The organism is Rickettsia senegalensis (genome assembly GCF_056135685.1).
Genome location: NZ_JBVYTQ010000001.1, coordinates 15926 through 32902 on the forward strand (window position 1 = coordinate 15926; position 16977 = coordinate 32902).

A 16977-nucleotide genomic window follows, 5' to 3' on the forward strand; every position below is an offset into this window, starting at 1 on the left:
CTAGATTTCAAAAAATAAGTTTCGATATTATATTACCTTTTATAAAAAAATTTTTAACTTCAAAGAAAGGAGTTATCCATATTGATGTTAAAGAACTTTTAGTTAACATAGCAATTATGATACCTGAATTAAGAAAAAAGTAATACCTTATTTAAAAAAAAGCAAAATCACTGTAGAAGTCAAGATTTAATCTTACAGACATTATAAAAATTATATCTGAATGTCTGATAAGTTATGACTGTCAGATGAGTATTCAAGATATAAGATTTCGTTATTCTTTTCAACAGCTAACTTTTTACTATCCATAAAAGTCTGCATAGGTGTTTTTCCATAGCAATATTTACCGGAATGCGGTCTTTCATTATTATAATATTCTAGCCAAATATCAAGATCTAGTTGTAGATCATCAAGATCAGTATAGATCTTTTTACGCATAGCAGTATCAAAGAATTCTTGTTTCATAGTTTTATTAAAACGTTCACACATACCATTTGTTTGAGGAGAATATGCTTTAGTAGTAGTATGCTCAATACCCTCAATGCTTAAGAACAATTCAAAAGCATGATGTTCTATATTACCTTTATACTCACCACCTCTATCAGTTAAAATACGAAGTACTGGTATTTGCTGACTCTCATACCATGGTAACACTCTATCATTAAGCATGTCAGCAGCGGTAAGTGCTGTTTTATCAGTATATAGTTTAGCCTCTGCAACCCGAGTGTAACTATCAATAAACACTTGAGAATATACCTTGCCTATGCCTTTAAAATTACCTACATAATATGTGTCTTGGCATCCTAGATAACCTGGATGCTGTGTATCAATCTCACCATGAGCTTCTTTCTCGCTACGCCGTTTCTCTAATACTTGTAACTGAGCTTCGGTAAGAACAATACCATCCTGAGCCATTTTGGCTTCTAATGCTTTAAGTCTTTTATTGATATTATTTAAATCATTACGTAGCCAAATAGGTCTAACTCCTCCAGGTGATACAAGAATACCAGTCTTTTTAAGCTCATTTGATACTCGCAGCTGACCATAAGCGGGGTATTCTATTGCCATATCTAATACTGCTCTCTCTACGGCAGGATCAACTCTATTCGCTATAATTGGCTTCTTCCGACTAATCTCATATAATGCTTCTTCTCCTCCTGTTTCATATAACTCTTTAAACCTATAATAACTGTCTCTACTGTAACCCATAGCTTTATATGCTGACGATATACTACCAAGACTCCTAGCTAATTCTAGTAATCCTATTTTTGGCTTTATTATTTTTTGATTTAGATTCATCTCTAATCCTCCATTTAATATTATCTTAATTTTACTAAATGTAAGATTAAATCTCAACTATTACAAATTAGAAGAAATACAAGCCTTAAATCATTGAATTATTGCACTTTTATATTCAACTTCTCAAGCTGAATAGCAGATTATGTAATAATTCGCTATTCGTGTTAATTAACTATTATCTTTTTTCTTGGAGGAATATAGATTGTTTCATCTTCAGCGTGCGAAATCTTTTCTAAAAGTCCGATAAAACGGTCTTTATTAGGTACTAGCTTTACTATTGCCCACCCTTCTTCTATTGATTTCTTTATGCGTTCTATATCAGATTTATGCTCTGAAAAAGATATAACTTTTTGTGCTGGATTTTGCATATTGATAAATCAATTATAGTTAATAAATGTTAATATTATAGTAAATATTTTTAATAAATCAATTACATATTTATTATTTGCTAAATATAAATAAAATGATTACCATATATTAGGTCTTGTCTACTTATATCCTAATAAATAGTTTAATTAAAAATTAAAAGTTGTACAACAATTTTTTATTTTAAACATATATTTTTATTTCACTTATTAACTTTATTTAATTTAAACTGTATAATTTAATTATGTCAAATGATAATTTACAACCGCCTGCTCTTTCTAAAAAGCAATTATTTGCTTTTTTTGGTATGGTTGTCGGGATGTTTATGTCGGTACTTGATATTCAGATTGTCGCTAGCTCATTATCCGTAATAACTGCAGGTCTTGCTGCATCAAGCGATGAGCTTTCTTGGGTTCAAACATCTTATTTAATAGCTGAAGTTATCATTATTCCTATTACCGGCTTTTTAGCAAGGTTACTTTCTACCAGAATTTCTTATTTTATTGCAGCTCTAGGATTTACGGTTATGAGCGTATTATGTTCGCTCGCAACTAATATTGAATCAATGATTATCTTTAGAGCATTACAAGGATTTTTTGGTGGTGCTATGATACCGACGGTATTTAGTACCGTTTTTATAATTTTTCCTGCATCACAACGTCCTATCGTTACTATCTTAATTGGACTTGTCGTAACTGTTGCCCCTACTTTAGGACCTACACTCGGTGGATATATTACAGAAATTTTATCATGGCATTTTATGTTTTTATTGAACGTCGTACCTGGTATTTTCGTATGCACGGTAGTATTTTTATATGGGGATTTTGATAAACCAAATTATAAATTACTGAAAAATTTTGATTTTCTCGGTATATTATTAATGGCTTTAACGCTCGGCTTATTACAATATGTTTTAGAAGAAGGAAACAAAAAAGGTTGGCTTGAGGATAATTTAATACTATTCTTAAGTATTGCAGTAGCTTTAGGTTTTGTTTTATTAATCATTAGAGAACTAACCTTTATTAATCCAATTTTAGATTTAAAAACATTCCTTTATAAAGACTTTACTTTTGGTTGCCTTTATTCGTTCGTTATGGGTATCGGATTATACGGAGCAGTATATATATTACCGCTATTTCTCTTTACTATTGCCGGATATGATACATTACAAATCGGGGCTACTATGATGGTGACGGGCGGAGCACAATTTTTATCTGCACCTCTCGCCGGTAGGATGTTAGGGCTAGGGGTAGATTTACGCCTGATGCTTATTATAGGGCTTGGAGGGTTTGCTCTTGGATGTCATTTGAATAGTTTTCTAACACCTGATTCTAGATTTGCTGCCTTTGTGCTTCCTCAATTTGTTAGAGGACTTTCATTAATGTTTTGTTTTATACCGACTAATAATATAGCTCTTGGCAATATGCCAAAAGAAAGAGTAGGTAACGCTAGCGGGCTTTATAATCTTACTCGTAATTTAGGAGGAGCTGCAGGACTTGCGGTAATCAGTACTATACTTACTAATGATACTAAAATCTTTATGCAATATTTATCAGAAAATATCTCGTCTACTTCTATAATGGCATTAGAACAACTAAATTCTTACACTGAATTATTAAGTGGAAAAGTCCTTAATCCTGAAAAAGCATCCTATTTGTTATTAGCAAACAAATTAAATAATGATGCTTTTGTAATTGCAATAAATAATATATTTAATATGATAGGGCTGTTATTTGTATTTATAATGCTACTAATACCTTTTACTTCAAATATCAAATTAACCGGAAATGTTAATGCTCACTAAAATTAAATTTATATTATATTTTCCTTGGTTATTATTAGAAATATGGAAATCAGCTTTCCCGGTTATCAAAATAATTTGGCAAAAAAAAATAGAGATAGAGCCGGTTTTTGAATGGATTGACGCAGAAGGGCTAGAAGAAATCGGTGAAGTAATTTATAGTAACTCGATTACATTAACACCCGGTACGGTAACACTTGATATAAATAATAATATGCTATTAGTACATGCACTCAATAAATCATCGATTACCGACCTACAAAGAGGTAGAATGATTAAAAAAATTAAGCAAATATTAAAAACAACTTGAAGTAGAAAATGTTATCAGATATAAACGCTCTAAAGTATAAAAAAGTTTTGCTCAAAGTTTCAGGGGAAGCTTTAATGGGAGACAAACAATTTGGACATGAATATGAGGTAATAAAAAAGATTGCCGGCGATATTAAGGAGGTCATTGATTTAGGAGTAGAAGTCGCTATTGTAGTCGGAGGTGGGAATATTTATCGAGGGATCAATGCAGCACTTGTCGGTATGGACCGAGCTTCAGCGGATTATATAGGTATGCTCGCAACGGTGATTAATGCTTTAACATTGCAAAACGTTATGGAAAGCTTAGGTATCTATACAAGAGTTCTATCGGCTATTCCTATGATGAGCGTATGCGAGCCTTATATTCGCCGTAAAGCTAAAGGACATATGAAAAAAAAGCGTGTGGTAATTTTTGCCGGAGGCACGGGTAATCCGTTCTGTACCACTGATAGTGCCGCAGTACTTCGTGCAATCGAAATGAATTGCGATATTTTGTTAAAGGCAACTCAAGTTGATGGCGTATATGATTCCGACCCTAAAAAAAATCCTGATGCTAAAAAATATTTCACTATTAGCTATAAAGATGTTATAACTAACAACCTGCAAGTCATGGATACGGCAGCTATTGCAGTTGCAAGAGAAAATAAATTACCTATAAGAGTATTTTCGATAAAAGAACAGGGAAATTTTGCTAGAGTAATACAAGATAAAGGCGGATATACGACAATTGAGGAATAATATTATTGTAGTGTGACTCGGTTTTTCGTCATTGCGAGGAGCGAAGCGACGTAGCAATCTCATGAAGTAATACTCCTGAGATTGCTTCGTCGAATTACTACGTAATTCTTCTCGCGATGACGATTTAGTATCCACACCACAACTGTCCGAAGTTGAAAAATAAGTAGAATAGGCAATTTTTTTACAACTATTGCTGGTAGTATTTTTGATGTTTTACGTTAAAAATACCATTTTTAGCTATTAAATAGCTTTTGTTCATTTTAACTTCGGACAGTTGTGTATCCACGCAAGAATGACATCGGGGGTATTTTCTAATACTAATAATATACGGATAAAATAATATGGACACAGAAACGTTAAAGAAAAACTTACAAGAAAAGATGGATAAAACTCTGAAAGTTTTAGATCATGAGCTTAAAGGCTTGCGTACCGGTAGAGCTTCGGTTAATTTGCTTGATAGCGTAACCGTGGAAGCTTACGGGAGTAAAATGCCGCTTTCACAAGTTGCTTCTCTATCCACCCCTGATGCACGAACAATTAACGTGCAGGTTTGGGATAAATCTATGGTGTCCTCGGTAGAAAAAGGAATTACGATAGCAAATCTTGGCTTAACTCCAGCAACGGACGGTCAATTAATCAGACTACCGATACCGGCTTTAACTGAAGCAAGACGTAAAGAACTGGTAAAGCTTGCTCATAAATACGGTGAGGATACTAAAATTTCATTACGTAATATTAGAAGAGATGGCAATGAAGAGCTTAAAAAGCTAGAAAAGGATAATATTATTGCAAAAGATGAGCATCATAGCTTATCTGAACAAGTACAAAAACTAACCGATGATTATAGTAGTAAAGTTGACTCGGCAATAAAACAAAAAGAACAAGAGATAATGACTGTTTGATTCTAATCGTCATGGCTCACAGGCATTATTGCGTAGATACCAAAACTGTCATTTCGAGCAAACGAAGTGAGCGTGGCAATCTCGTGAAGTATTATAAAACTCCTGAGATTGCTTCGTCAAAATTTTCAATTTTTCCGTGCAATGACGCCAACGCCTAAAAATACCCGAATGAAGAAAATAAAACTATGATTACAAAAGAAGAAGCACAGAAAATAGCAAAATTAGCTAGATTAAAATTTGAAGAAGATACTGTAGAAAAATTTTCTGCTCAGTTTAGTACTATTATGAATATGATTGATATTTTAAATGAAATAGATTGCAAAGATATAGAGCCTTTAACTTCGGTTTCTAATATGAATGCTAGAATGCGAGAGGACGCCGTTACAAGTTCTGATTTGTCAAATAAATTATTTGATAATGTAAGCGGAAATAGTGCTCAACTTGCTAAAGAAGTAAAATATTTTATCACTCCAAAGGTTGTTGAATAATTATGATGGAACTAAACAAATTAACAGTAGCAGACAGTGTAAAAGGTCTAAAAAATAAAGATTTTACAAGTAAGGAATTAGTTAATGCACATATTAAACAAATAGAGAAACATAGAAACCTAAATGTTTATGTTACCGAAACTTTTGATTTAGCTTTAAAACAGGCCGAAGCAGCCGATCAAAATTATGCTAAAAATCAACCGCGAACACTTGAGGGTATACCATTTGCCGCTAAAGATCTTTTCTGTACGAAAGGAATTAGAACTACGGCATGTTCTAATATACTGAAAAATTTTATACCTAATTATGAATCAAGCGTTACACAAAATATTTTTGATAAGGGCGGTGTGATGCTTGGCAAAACCAATATGGATGAATTTGCAATGGGTTCGGCAAATATCACTAGTTGTTTTGGAAATGTAATTAGTCCTTGGAAAGCAAATGAGGATAATGCAGATTTAGTTCCGGGTGGTTCTTCAGGTGGTTCAGCTGCAGCAGTTAGCGGGTTTATGGCATCTGCTGCTCTTGGTAGCGATACTGGAGGCTCGGTACGTCAACCTGCAAGCTTTACGGGTTTAGTCGGATTTAAACCGACATATGGTCGTTGCTCAAGATACGGAATGGTATCCTTTGCTAGCTCACTTGATCAAGCAGGGATATTTACTAGAAGCGTTTTAGACAGTAGCATTATGCTTGAAGCGATGATGGGGTTTGATGAAAAAGATTCTACTTCGATTAAAGCAGAAGTTCCAGAACTACAATCCGCTATCGGAAGTTCTATGAAAAATATGAAGATAGGTGTACCTCTTAGCCTTGGTGAAGGCGGTATTATTGAACCTGATATTATGAAAATGTGGCAGGATACTATAGAGCTACTTAAAAACGCCGATGCTGAAATAGTTGATATTACGCTGCCGCATGCTAAATACGGTGTTGCCGTTTATTACGTAATAGCACCGGCTGAAGCTTCTTCAAATTTATCTAGATATGACGGCGTTAGATACGGTCTTCGAGTAGAACGCGAAAATATGACGCTTGACGAAATGTATGAAATGACTAGATCAGTCGGATTTGGGGAGGAAGTAAAACGTCGTATTATGATTGGAACATATGTGCTTTCATCTAGTTGTATGGATGCATATTATCTAAAAGCTCAAAAAGTACGTCGTTTAGTTGCAAACGATTTTAATAATGCTTTTGCAAAAGTTGATGCCATTTTGTTACCTGCAGCACCGACCGAAGCTTTTAAGATCGGTGAAAAACAAAATGATCCGACTATTGTGTATTTAAACGATTTATTTACTATTCCTGCAAGTTTAGCCGGTTTACCTTGTGCATCGGTTCCTGCCGGGTTATCGGCACGAGGTTTACCTCTTGGGATGCAGATTATAGGTAAACAATTAGACGAATATAATGTTTTGAAAGTAGCATCGACAATTGAGTCAGGTGTAAAACATATTAAATTTGAGCCAAAAGGTTTTTAATTATGGCATATATTGAAGGTAATACGGGAAAATGGGAATATGTAATAGGGCTTGAAATCCATGCTCAAATTTCCTCAAAATCTAAGCTTTTTTCAGGAAGTAGTACTATTTTTGCAGCAAGACCAAATTCGCAGGTTTCCTATGTTGATGCAGCAATGCCCGGGATGTTACCGGTATTAAATAAGCATTGCGTATACCAAGCAATTAAAACAGGGCTTGGGCTTAAAGCTAAAATAAATAAATATTCGGTATTTGATCGTAAAAATTATTTTTATGCTGATCTGCCCCAAGGTTACCAAATCTCGCAATTTTATTATCCTATAGTGCAAAACGGAACTATGGAAATACCGACTAATACCGGCGATCTTAAAACTATTCGCATTAACCGTTTGCATTTAGAGCAGGATGCAGGTAAGTCTATGCATGATCAATCACCACATTACAGCTTTATCGATTTAAATCGTGCCGGTATTGGACTTATGGAAATTGTAACTGAGCCTGATATATCTTCACCGGAAGAAGCGGCTGAATTTGTAAAAAAGCTGAGAAATTTGCTACGTTATATCGGCAGCTGCGACGGTGATATGGAAAAAGGCTCAATGCGTTGCGATGCTAATATTTCAGTACGACGTAGCGGTGAACCACTCGGCACAAGATGCGAAATTAAAAATATTAATTCGATTCGTAATATTATTAAAGCAATAGAATTTGAAGCTAAAAGACAAGTAGACTTGCTTGAAAACGGTGAAGTAATAATTCAAGAAACACGCTTATTTAATGCCGATAGCGGTGAAACAAAAACTATGCGTTTAAAAGAAGAAGCACTTGATTATAGATATTTTCCTGATCCCGATTTATTACCGCTTGTTATTTCTGATGAGTTAATAAATGAACTAAAAGCAAACTTACCTGAGCTACCTGATCAAAAGATTGAAAAATATACGAAAGAATTTGGTTTAAGTAAATATGATGCCGAAGTAATAGTAGCCGATGAATCGGTTGCTGAGTATTTTGAGAAAGCAGCAAATGAATGTAACCCTAAAATGCTTACTAATTGGCTAACTAGTGAGTTGTTCGGACAATTAAACAAAGCATCGATAGGAATAAATGAATGCAAAATTACTCCTAGTAACTTTGCAAAACTGGTAAAATTAATAGAAAATGATACTATTTCTGGTAAAATTGCAAAAACCGTTTTTGAAATTATGTTTGAAACCGGTAAAGCACCCGATAAAATAGTAGAGGAAAAAGGACTGATGCAAGTTTCGGATAATAACGTGCTGAACACAGTAATTGACGAGGTAATAGCTGAAAACCCTGAATCAGTAGAGGGTTATAAAAGTGGTAAGGATAAGTTATTCGGTTTCTTTGTAGGGCAGGTAATGAAAAAAACTGGTGGTAAGGCTAATCCGACGCTTGTGAATCAGCTTTTAAAGGATAGGCTGGATTCTTGAAGCTATTACTCCGGTAGGTATTGCCCACGTGATAAGTTTTCCCGTCATTGCGAGCGAACTCAAGTAGAGCGTGACAATCTCATGAAATAGTATAATACTTCTGAGATTGTCACGTCGATGCTACGCATCTCCTCGCAATGACAATTCGGCACATGACACACACTCAAACTTAAAACATTATTTTTATGAAATTTCTAAAAATATTTTTACTATCTTTCTTACTAATTTCTTGTGATAAAAAAGAAACGGAAAAAACTTTAATAGTCGGTACTGCCGCAGATAATCCTCCTTATGAATTCATCCAAGACGGGGAGATTGTTGGGATTGATATTGATATTATAAAAGCAATAAGTGAACGTCTAAATAAAAAAGTTATTATAAAAAACTTCGACTTTAACGGTTTACTTGCAGCTTTAGTTAGTGAAAATATTGATGTTGCGGTGGCGGAGCTTTCCGTAACACCGGAGCGTTCCGAATATATCAGCTTTTCCGATAATTACGCTACTGCAAGATTTGCCATAATATATAGAACAGGTGATAATATACAAAATAGCAAAGATCTAGAGAATAAAATAGTAGGGGTACAACTTGGTAGTGTTTTAGAAAAAAAAGCACAAGATCTATCACGGACAATGAATATTAAAGTTCATTCTTTAGCAAATCATTTAATGTTAGTTGAAGAGTTAAAAGCCAAAGTCATAGATGCTATTATTTCTGAGGAATTTCAAGGCAAAAAATTAAAAGAAAATAATTCAAATTTAGAAAGCAGTACTTTAGAAGAATTTTCATCAAATTTTGCTATAGGTATGTCTAAAAACTCAGGACTAATTAGTGAAATTAATGAGGCAATCGATTCATTAAAAAAAGACGGAACCATTAACAAAATTATGAAAAAATGGCTGGGACAGTAACAGAAAGTCAATTTAAAGATACTATGAGTCGATTCCCCCAGGGAGTGACTATTATAACAACAAATTGTAATAACGAGCTTTTTGGCTTTACTGCTAGTTCTCTTACTTCTGTATCTTTAAAACCACCGTTAATATTATTTTGCCTCAATAAAAACTCTTTTAGTATAAACAGTTTTCAGAAAAGTGATAAATTCGCAGTTAGTATTTTAGCAGAGCATCAAATTGATATCTCAAAACATTTTGCTAAATCACAACCTAATAAATTTACAAAAATTGCTTATGAGCTTGGCAATAAAACCAATTGTCCTTTAATAAACGGTGCAACTTGTTATATAGAATGTACTAAATATGCTTCTTACGATGTCGGTGACCATGTTATATTTATTGGTGAAGTAATAAATACTGCTATTAAAAATGATTTAAAGCCTCTATTATATTTTCATAAATCTTATACAAATTTACAATAAATCAAACATGATTAGTATCGGTCTTAGCGGTTCTACAGGTAAAATGGGAAAAACCATTACAGAGAGAATAGATAAATTTAAAGATTGCAAAATTTCAGCAAAATTTAATAGTACTAATAATTTAGATGATTTAGATAATTTTTGTAAAAATTCTGATGTAATCATCGATTTTTCTACTCCTGAAATATTAGAAAAATTAATTAATTATGCATTAAAACATAATACAAAATTAGTAATTGGAACCACAGGACTTCAACCTCAGCATTTTAAGCTTTTAGAAAAAGCAGCTCAAACTTTACCTATTTTATATTCTGCAAATATGAGTATCGGGGCTGATTTGCTCAGCTATTTAGCAAGAAAGGCAACAAAAATACTAGATGATTACGATATTGAAATTCTAGAAACGCATCACCGTAATAAAAAAGATTCACCCTCAGGAACTGCTATTATGCTTGCTGAAACAATTGCAAGCGAAAAAGGATTAAATATAGCATTTCATCGCGGCAACAGACCGAGAAGCGAAAAAGAAATAGGTATTTCCTCACTTCGTGGTGGAAATGTTCATGGTATACATGAAATAGCTTTCCTAGGTGATGATGAAATAATCACTTTAAAACACGAAGCCCTGAATAAAAATTCTTTTGCCATTGGTGCAATTAAAGCTGCTATTTGGCTACACAATAAATCACCGGCTTTATATTCAATGCAAGATATTTATAATTATAGCTTGAAAAAACAGCTCTAACAGACTATATTTTATTATGTAAATAACATAATCCTAAGGTTTCTTATGATCGATTATACAAAAACTTTAACTGCCACCTCAAAGAATAAAACTTTTGATGAAGGCTTAAGAAAATACATGCTTAAAGTATATAATTATATGGCTTTAGCACTTTTACTAACCGGTGTAGCGGCCGTAACGACTATATCAGTTGAACCTATTTATAATTTAATGTTTCAAACAGGTTTCGGTGCTATTATAATGTTTGCTCCGCTCGGTATTGCTTTATATTTCTTTATGGGCTTTGGACGAATGAACCTGAAAACAGCACAAATATTATTTTGGGTTTATGCCGGTTTAACCGGTATGTCGCTTGCATATTTAGCTCTTATTTATACCGGTGCCTCGATAGCTCGTACTTTCTTTATTTGTTCTTCCGTTTTTGGAGCAATGAGTTTATACGGTTATAGTACAAGTAGAGATTTAACATCTATGGGTTCATTTTTTGCAATGGGTCTTATAGGTCTTATCATTGCTTCATTAGTCAACTTGTTTCTAAAAAGCTCGACTCTTTCTTTTGCTACTTCTCTTATTGGAATAGTAGTATTTATGGGACTAATTGCTTGGGACACTCAAAAGATTAAGTCTATGTATTACATGGCAGGAAACGATGAAGTAGGACAAAAGGTTTCTATTATGGCAGCCTTTACTTTATACTTAGATTTTATAAATCTTTTCCTATATTTAATGAGATTTTTAGGCAATAGAAGAGATTAATTGGTATCCTTTCTGCAAAGTCATGATTTATTTCATGGCTTTGTTTTTTTCATTGTCATATCACGATCAAATCTATAGTACCGAATAGTTTTTAAAAAGACCTCGATGTTATATCCCAACAAAAGCGGGACCTTGTTGTATAGATACCGACTCCTCATTATGAACGGTCGAAGCAAGTTGGCGTTGTTGCGTGGACCGAAAAATCCGTTCGAGGTCATACCGTGGCTTGACCACGGGATCCAAAAAACAATAAAAATACTAATAATTTTAGTATTTTTAACTTGATCCCGCTACAAGCTCGCGGGATAACAGGGATAAAATTGATTCACGCGGGCAATGCCAAGCTAGTTCGACAATCCAGAAAAAATAATAAAAAAATACTGCAAATTAGAGTTTTTTCTTCCCTGCAATTAATAATAATTAATTAATTTATATAATAAATTTTTGAAGCATTAGTTAATATAATCAGGTTATTTTATGTCTAAAGAAAAAACTCAACAGGAATTATTATTACAAGAGCAACTTTTTAAAGCCTTGGAAACAGAAGATACAGCATTGAATGCCAAAATATCTAGAGCCTGCGAAGCCATTGCCTCATCTGCTATTGACCTTTCTAATGACCAATCCCCTACTACTGCAAGTCTATATGTTAATCAAATGGAATTAGCCGATTTGGATGATCGAGGTTTGGCTAAAGCCGCAACAATAATAAAAAACTTGTTTCCAGGAGATAAACACCAGGAATTCAGAGAAATAATCGATGCGCCTCTTTTACAGCATTTAGTTATGGAAGAGGCAATTGAACGACAAGTTGGATTAGATGATAGCCGATATAATGCAGATTACAGAAAACTTGAAGAAATAAGCAATCCTAATGACCCTAAAAAAGCAATTGATGCTATGCTACGTGATAAGAGGGTGGCACAGCAAACTGAGTTTGAGGAGAAAGGACAAAAGACATCAGGAGTTTCAGCCGGTTATGTTACTAAAGATGAACTAGGAAATACTTTTATTTTAAAACATTTTTATAAAACTCATGCTGCATGACAAAAAATACAAGATAATAATGCACGAAAACAGGCTATTGCCGACCGAAGAGACGGGGTACAAGAATTAATAGACTCTACCATGTATCAATTTTATTACATGATCGAGCATCAAAAGAAGGGCTGGTAAAAGCAGATGAAAAACACCCTGATTCACTTTATGTTCGTTCTAAATTTTTTGATAATGCTGTAACACTAACAGAATTTTCCGGTTTATCAGATCAAACTAGAGTCAGAGCTAATGATCAAAATTTAAAAAGCTAGAAGGATTTGAAAAAGCCATAGCTGCTTGTCATATGCTGGGGAAGTAGATTATCATGCGGGTAATTTAATGGCGCAAGATGGTAAAACAATAACCAAAATTGGTCATGGTCGCTCTTTTTTAGCATTTTATAAGGATTTTGGCAGTATGATCCAATCAACAAATGAAATGTTTGCACATCCTGGAGTCGGCTACAATGCTGCTATCAAAGCGGGTAATTTCTCATTTAGTATCGATAAATATAGCGAATCGTTAAATCAGATGATAAGTCAATTTGATGAGAAACAGGTGGAAGCAATAGTTGATCAAAAAATGGATGAATTAAAAAAAGCCGGGTTTGATCCGAAAAATATTGCGTTATTCGCTAATATTAACAATTTTGATGATTTGAGGAAACACTATAAAGGCAGTATAAAAGAAAATCTTGTTAATATGCAAGAAGTGGCCAAAGGAGCTGAGATAGTAACAAAATGCAGTCATGTCTCACCTGAATTTAAAAATGGCGGTTGGTTAAAGGCTTTCGCTAATTCATCTGTAAAAGACCCGGTACTCTATGCAATAAATAATAACATTACAATTGAAGGTAAGGATGCTAAAGAGTGGGTGTATGAAAATAATTACCAAATTAAAACTTCTATAGGCTTGAAAAAAGAAATAATCAAGGAACAACAATGGAGCAAAGATTTAGAAGGAAAATGAAAAGAAACAGAAGTTGAGGTTAAGAAAGATAAAGTAGAAGTACAAATTTCTGATCCTGTAAAATCGATGCGTGCACAAGACAAATCTACCGGCAAAAAGTTGGAATCACTAATTGTTGATTTTACAAAACAGGCAACAACTATAAACGTAACAGATAAAGAAGTAGCAAAATTCTACGACAATATAATGAAAGAGCTAAAAAAAAGAACATTATCTTACCCAGCAGGATATTGAGGGTATAAAGAAAGATTTAAAATATCAGGATAATATCGAAAACACGACCAACTTATTAAATGCTAAATCTTTCAACTTAAATTCCAAAGATACTATATACTACAAGGTAGGAAATTTTTGTGAAAAGATAGGTTTATCTAACATTTCAAACTATTTTATGAAAAAAATTTCTCCTGAAAATTTAAATAAAATCATGGTACACAGAAGCTGATAGCAGAATGTATAAAAATTAGCAATATATTAAAACAAAAAGGAAATCAAGGCATTCAACCGAAAAGAGTAGAAGCGGTAAAAGAAATTGCATTCTCTAAATTACAAGCTAAAAGGGGAAATCAGAAACAAAGATAGGCATTGTTGAGGATATGCCTTAAACGTCATTGCGGGCAGTCACGGTATTTTTGCGTGGTTCCGTTTCATCGTCATTGCGAAGAAATTACGAAGTAATTGACGAAGCAATTTCAAGCAAAATTCCTGGGATTTCCACGTCGGGATTACGTCCCTCCTCGCAATGACGAGGGATTTCGATGCCACGCAATACTACGTGGGAATGACTATTGTAAAAAAGAAAGCTTTACTTATATTTTTATTCTTTAATATAAGTAAATCTATTTACAATAATATTATTTTTATATAAAGTATTCATCAATTAACATTAATTTGCTAAGTAACATATGCGGATAATGAGTATTTTTAGCTTTAAGAAATATAAAACGATTTATTTAAAATTTATTAATATACAAGTAAAGTTAATTTATAGCTTACTTATTTCAAATATTTTTATATCTTCTATATATAGATGTACTAGGGCAGTTTATTGAGGCTCAGAAAATGTAGTAATTACAGGAAGAACAATGGATAGGAGAGAGGATATTCAATCTAATCTTTGGGTGTTTTTCCACGTGGCATAGAGCGTAACGGTATGGCCGTTTCTCAATCGATTACATGGGTATCAAAATATGATAGTTTAGTTACTTCCGGTTATGATATTGGCACTGTTGACGGGATAAATGAGAAAGGGTTAGCCGCTAATTTATTATATTTGGTAGAATCAAATTATGGTAAAGCAGACGATAAACAACATATTATATCTGTTTCTATATGGACACAATATGTACTCGATAATTTTGCAAGTGTTGCAGAAGCCGTAGAAGCATTTAGTCAGCATCTTATTAGAGTAATGCCGTTAGTTCTTGAAAACGGTATACCGGCACAAGTTCATTTATCTATCTCCGATAGTACAGGTGATTCAGCAATATTTGAGTATATAGACGGAAATTTAGTGATACATCACGGTAAACAATATCAAGTAATGACTAATTCACCGAAATTTGACCATCAACTTGCTTTAAATACATATTGAGCAGAAATAAACGGCTTAATATTCATGCTGGGAACTAATAAAGCTGCAGATCGTTTTGTGCGCGCATCATTTTTGATAAATGCTATTCCTAAAAAAATCGCTCCACAATATAAAAATGCCGTTATTGAAGGAAAATACATTAATCAAGCTATAGCAAGCGTAATGGGAATAATGCGTAGTGTTAGTGTTCCTTTGGGTATCACTACATCTGATCAACCAAACATATCATCTACATTATGGAGAACAATTACAGATCATAAAAATAAAATTTATTATTATGATTCATCAACTTCTCCAAATGTATTTTGGATATCTCTTGCCAATTTAGATTTCAAGAAAGGAGTACCAGTAAAAAAACTTATTATATCAAAAGGACAAGTATTTTCAGGTGAAGTATCGGAGCATTTTGTTCCTGAAAAACCTTTTAAATTTTCATCGACACAATAAAATTACAAAAATTAGATTTACGTCTAAGATAAAATCGTCTTTTATCTTGGCTAAAATGTAATAGTTGAGATTTAATCTTACATTTAGTAAAATTAAGATAATATTAAATGGAGGATTAGAGATGAATCTAAATCAAAAAATAATAAAGCCAAAAATAGGATTACTAGAATTAGCTAGGAGTCTTGGTAGTATATCGTCAGCATATAAAGCTATGGGTTACAGTAGAGACAGTTATTATAGGTTTAAAGAGTTATATGAAACAGGAGGAGAAGAAGCATTATATGAGATTAGTCGGAAGAAGCCAATTATAGCGAATAGAGTTGATCCTGCCGTAGAGAGAGCAGTATTAGATATGGCAATAGAATACCCCGCTTATGGTCAGCTGCGAGTATCAAATGAGCTTAAAAAGACTGGTATTCTTGTATCACCTGGAGGAGTTAGATCTATTTGGCTACGTAATGATTTAAATAATATCAATAAAAGACTTAAAGCATTAGAAGCCAAAATGGCTCAGGATGGTATTGTTCTTACCGAAGCTCAGTTACAAGTATTAGAGAAACGGCGTAGCGAGAAAGAAGCTCATGGTGAGATTGATACACAGCATCCAGGTTATCTAGGATGCCAAGACACATATTATGTAGGTAATTTTAAAGGCATAGGCAAGGTATATTCTCAAGTGTTTATTGATAGTTACACTCGGGTTGCAGAGGCTAAACTATATACTGATAAAACAGCACTTACCGCTGCTGACATGCTTAATGATAGAGTGTTACCATGGTATGAGAGTCAGCAAATACCAGTACTTCGTATTTTAACTGATAGAGGTGGTGAGTATAAAGGTAATATAGAACATCATGCTTTTGAATTGTTCTTAAGCATTGAGGGTATTGAGCATACTACTACTAAAGCATATTCTCCTCAAACAAATGGTATGTGTGAACGTTTTAATAAAACTATGAAACAAGAATTCTTTGATACTGCTATGCGTAAAAAGATCTATACTGATCTTGATGATCTACAACTAGATCTTGATATTTGGCTAGAATATTATAATAATGAAAGACCGCATTCCGGTAAATATTGCTATGGAAAAACACCTATGCAGACTTTTATGGATAGTAAAAAGTTAGCTGTTGAAAAGAATAACGAAATCTTATATCTTGAATACTCATCTGACAGTCATAACTTATCAGACATTCAGATATAATTTTT

The 16977-nt window shown here is 33.4% G+C and carries 14 protein-coding genes and 2 pseudogenes; 14 read left to right on the plus strand and 2 right to left on the minus strand.

The annotated features are described in order from the left end of the window. Positions 1-210: 210 nt before the first annotated feature. Together AC0ODJ_RS00070 and AC0ODJ_RS00075 are read right to left on the minus strand one after the other, a co-directional pair. A complete protein-coding gene (locus tag AC0ODJ_RS00070; protein ID WP_474465598.1) occupies positions 211-1296 on the minus strand; it encodes an IS481 family transposase in 1086 nt (361 codons plus the stop codon). A gap of 164 nt (positions 1297-1460) precedes the next feature. Further along, positions 1461-1664, minus strand: coding sequence for a DUF2674 domain-containing protein (locus tag AC0ODJ_RS00075; RefSeq protein WP_011271433.1), 204 nt, complete (start codon positions 1662-1664; stop codon positions 1461-1463). Between the two features lie 242 nt (positions 1665-1906). On the opposite strand from AC0ODJ_RS00075, the gene AC0ODJ_RS00080 reads away from it, so the two are divergent. The 14 genes and pseudogenes from AC0ODJ_RS00080 (at position 1907) to AC0ODJ_RS00145 (ending at position 16972) form a co-directional block, all read left to right on the plus strand. Further along, a complete protein-coding gene (locus AC0ODJ_RS00080) occupies positions 1907-3466 on the plus strand; it encodes a DHA2 family efflux MFS transporter permease subunit (protein WP_474464295.1) in 1560 nt (519 codons plus the stop codon). Then, positions 3450-3773, plus strand: a complete 324-nt coding sequence (locus AC0ODJ_RS00085) for a monovalent cation/H+ antiporter subunit E (protein ID WP_218460961.1) — start codon at positions 3450-3452, stop codon at positions 3771-3773. The genes AC0ODJ_RS00080 and AC0ODJ_RS00085 overlap by 17 nt, the downstream gene beginning before the upstream one ends. Positions 3774-3781: 8 nt before the next feature. Next, the gene (gene pyrH, locus AC0ODJ_RS00090) at positions 3782-4510 is read left to right on the plus strand and encodes a UMP kinase (RefSeq protein WP_474464304.1); all 729 of its coding nucleotides are present in this window, start codon (positions 3782-3784) and stop codon (positions 4508-4510) included. Positions 4511-4851: 341 nt separating this feature from the next. Then, positions 4852-5412, plus strand: coding sequence for a ribosome recycling factor (gene frr / locus AC0ODJ_RS00095; protein WP_474464309.1), 561 nt, complete (start codon positions 4852-4854; stop codon positions 5410-5412). 185 nt (positions 5413-5597) lie between these two features. Then, a complete protein-coding gene (gatC, locus tag AC0ODJ_RS00100) occupies positions 5598-5900 on the plus strand; it encodes an Asp-tRNA(Asn)/Glu-tRNA(Gln) amidotransferase subunit GatC (RefSeq protein WP_218460958.1) in 303 nt (100 codons plus the stop codon). A 2-nt stretch (positions 5901-5902) separates the two neighbouring features. Further along, complete coding sequence (gatA, locus tag AC0ODJ_RS00105) at positions 5903-7384, plus strand: Asp-tRNA(Asn)/Glu-tRNA(Gln) amidotransferase subunit GatA (protein WP_218460957.1); 1482 nt, start codon at positions 5903-5905, stop codon at positions 7382-7384. A gap of 2 nt (positions 7385-7386) precedes the next feature. Continuing rightward, positions 7387-8838, plus strand: a complete 1452-nt coding sequence (gatB, locus tag AC0ODJ_RS00110; protein ID WP_218460956.1) for an Asp-tRNA(Asn)/Glu-tRNA(Gln) amidotransferase subunit GatB — start codon at positions 7387-7389, stop codon at positions 8836-8838. A 185-nt stretch (positions 8839-9023) separates the two neighbouring features. After that, positions 9024-9749: an ABC transporter substrate-binding protein gene (locus AC0ODJ_RS00115; protein ID WP_218460955.1), complete on the plus strand. Its 726-nt coding sequence runs from the start codon at positions 9024-9026 to the stop codon at positions 9747-9749. After that, positions 9734-10216, plus strand: a complete 483-nt coding sequence (locus tag AC0ODJ_RS00120; RefSeq protein WP_218460954.1) for a flavin reductase family protein — start codon at positions 9734-9736, stop codon at positions 10214-10216. The genes AC0ODJ_RS00115 and AC0ODJ_RS00120 overlap by 16 nt, the downstream gene beginning before the upstream one ends. A gap of 7 nt (positions 10217-10223) precedes the next feature. Then, the gene (dapB, locus tag AC0ODJ_RS00125; protein WP_218460953.1) at positions 10224-10961 is read left to right on the plus strand and encodes a 4-hydroxy-tetrahydrodipicolinate reductase; all 738 of its coding nucleotides are present in this window, start codon (positions 10224-10226) and stop codon (positions 10959-10961) included. A 45-nt stretch (positions 10962-11006) separates the two neighbouring features. Next, entirely contained in the window at positions 11007-11717 is a 711-nt protein-coding gene (locus AC0ODJ_RS00130) for a Bax inhibitor-1/YccA family protein (RefSeq protein WP_218460952.1), read from the plus strand. Positions 11718-12194: 477 nt separating this feature from the next. Beyond that, a pseudogene (risK1, locus tag AC0ODJ_RS00135) lies at positions 12195-14306 on the plus strand (T4SS effector phosphatidylinositol 3-Kinase RisK1). Between the two features lie 571 nt (positions 14307-14877). Then, a pseudogene (locus AC0ODJ_RS00140) lies at positions 14878-15765 on the plus strand (linear amide C-N hydrolase). A gap of 121 nt (positions 15766-15886) precedes the next feature. Further along, positions 15887-16972: an IS481 family transposase gene (locus AC0ODJ_RS00145; RefSeq protein WP_121834048.1), complete on the plus strand. Its 1086-nt coding sequence runs from the start codon at positions 15887-15889 to the stop codon at positions 16970-16972. The last annotated feature ends 5 nt before the right edge of the window (positions 16973-16977 follow it).

What these genes read in the sequence shown, in the direction of transcription:
- AC0ODJ_RS00070 (WP_474465598.1), bottom strand. Translation starts at nt 1,296, where the DNA reads ATGAATCTAAATCAAAAAATAATAAAGCCAAAAATAGGATTACTAGAA.
- AC0ODJ_RS00075 (WP_011271433.1), bottom strand. Translation starts at nt 1,664, where the DNA reads ATGCAAAATCCAGCACAAAAAGTTATATCTTTTTCAGAGCATAAATCT.
- AC0ODJ_RS00080 (WP_474464295.1), top strand. Translation starts at nt 1,907, where the DNA reads ATGTCAAATGATAATTTACAACCGCCTGCTCTTTCTAAAAAGCAATTA.
- AC0ODJ_RS00085 (WP_218460961.1), top strand. Translation starts at nt 3,450, where the DNA reads ATGTTAATGCTCACTAAAATTAAATTTATATTATATTTTCCTTGGTTA.
- pyrH (WP_474464304.1), top strand. Translation starts at nt 3,782, where the DNA reads ATGTTATCAGATATAAACGCTCTAAAGTATAAAAAAGTTTTGCTCAAA.
- frr (WP_474464309.1), top strand. Translation starts at nt 4,852, where the DNA reads ATGGACACAGAAACGTTAAAGAAAAACTTACAAGAAAAGATGGATAAA.
- gatC (WP_218460958.1), top strand. Translation starts at nt 5,598, where the DNA reads ATGATTACAAAAGAAGAAGCACAGAAAATAGCAAAATTAGCTAGATTA.
- gatA (WP_218460957.1), top strand. Translation starts at nt 5,903, where the DNA reads ATGATGGAACTAAACAAATTAACAGTAGCAGACAGTGTAAAAGGTCTA.
- gatB (WP_218460956.1), top strand. Translation starts at nt 7,387, where the DNA reads ATGGCATATATTGAAGGTAATACGGGAAAATGGGAATATGTAATAGGG.
- AC0ODJ_RS00115 (WP_218460955.1), top strand. Translation starts at nt 9,024, where the DNA reads ATGAAATTTCTAAAAATATTTTTACTATCTTTCTTACTAATTTCTTGT.
- AC0ODJ_RS00120 (WP_218460954.1), top strand. Translation starts at nt 9,734, where the DNA reads ATGGCTGGGACAGTAACAGAAAGTCAATTTAAAGATACTATGAGTCGA.
- dapB (WP_218460953.1), top strand. Translation starts at nt 10,224, where the DNA reads ATGATTAGTATCGGTCTTAGCGGTTCTACAGGTAAAATGGGAAAAACC.
- AC0ODJ_RS00130 (WP_218460952.1), top strand. Translation starts at nt 11,007, where the DNA reads ATGATCGATTATACAAAAACTTTAACTGCCACCTCAAAGAATAAAACT.
- AC0ODJ_RS00145 (WP_121834048.1), top strand. Translation starts at nt 15,887, where the DNA reads ATGAATCTAAATCAAAAAATAATAAAGCCAAAAATAGGATTACTAGAA.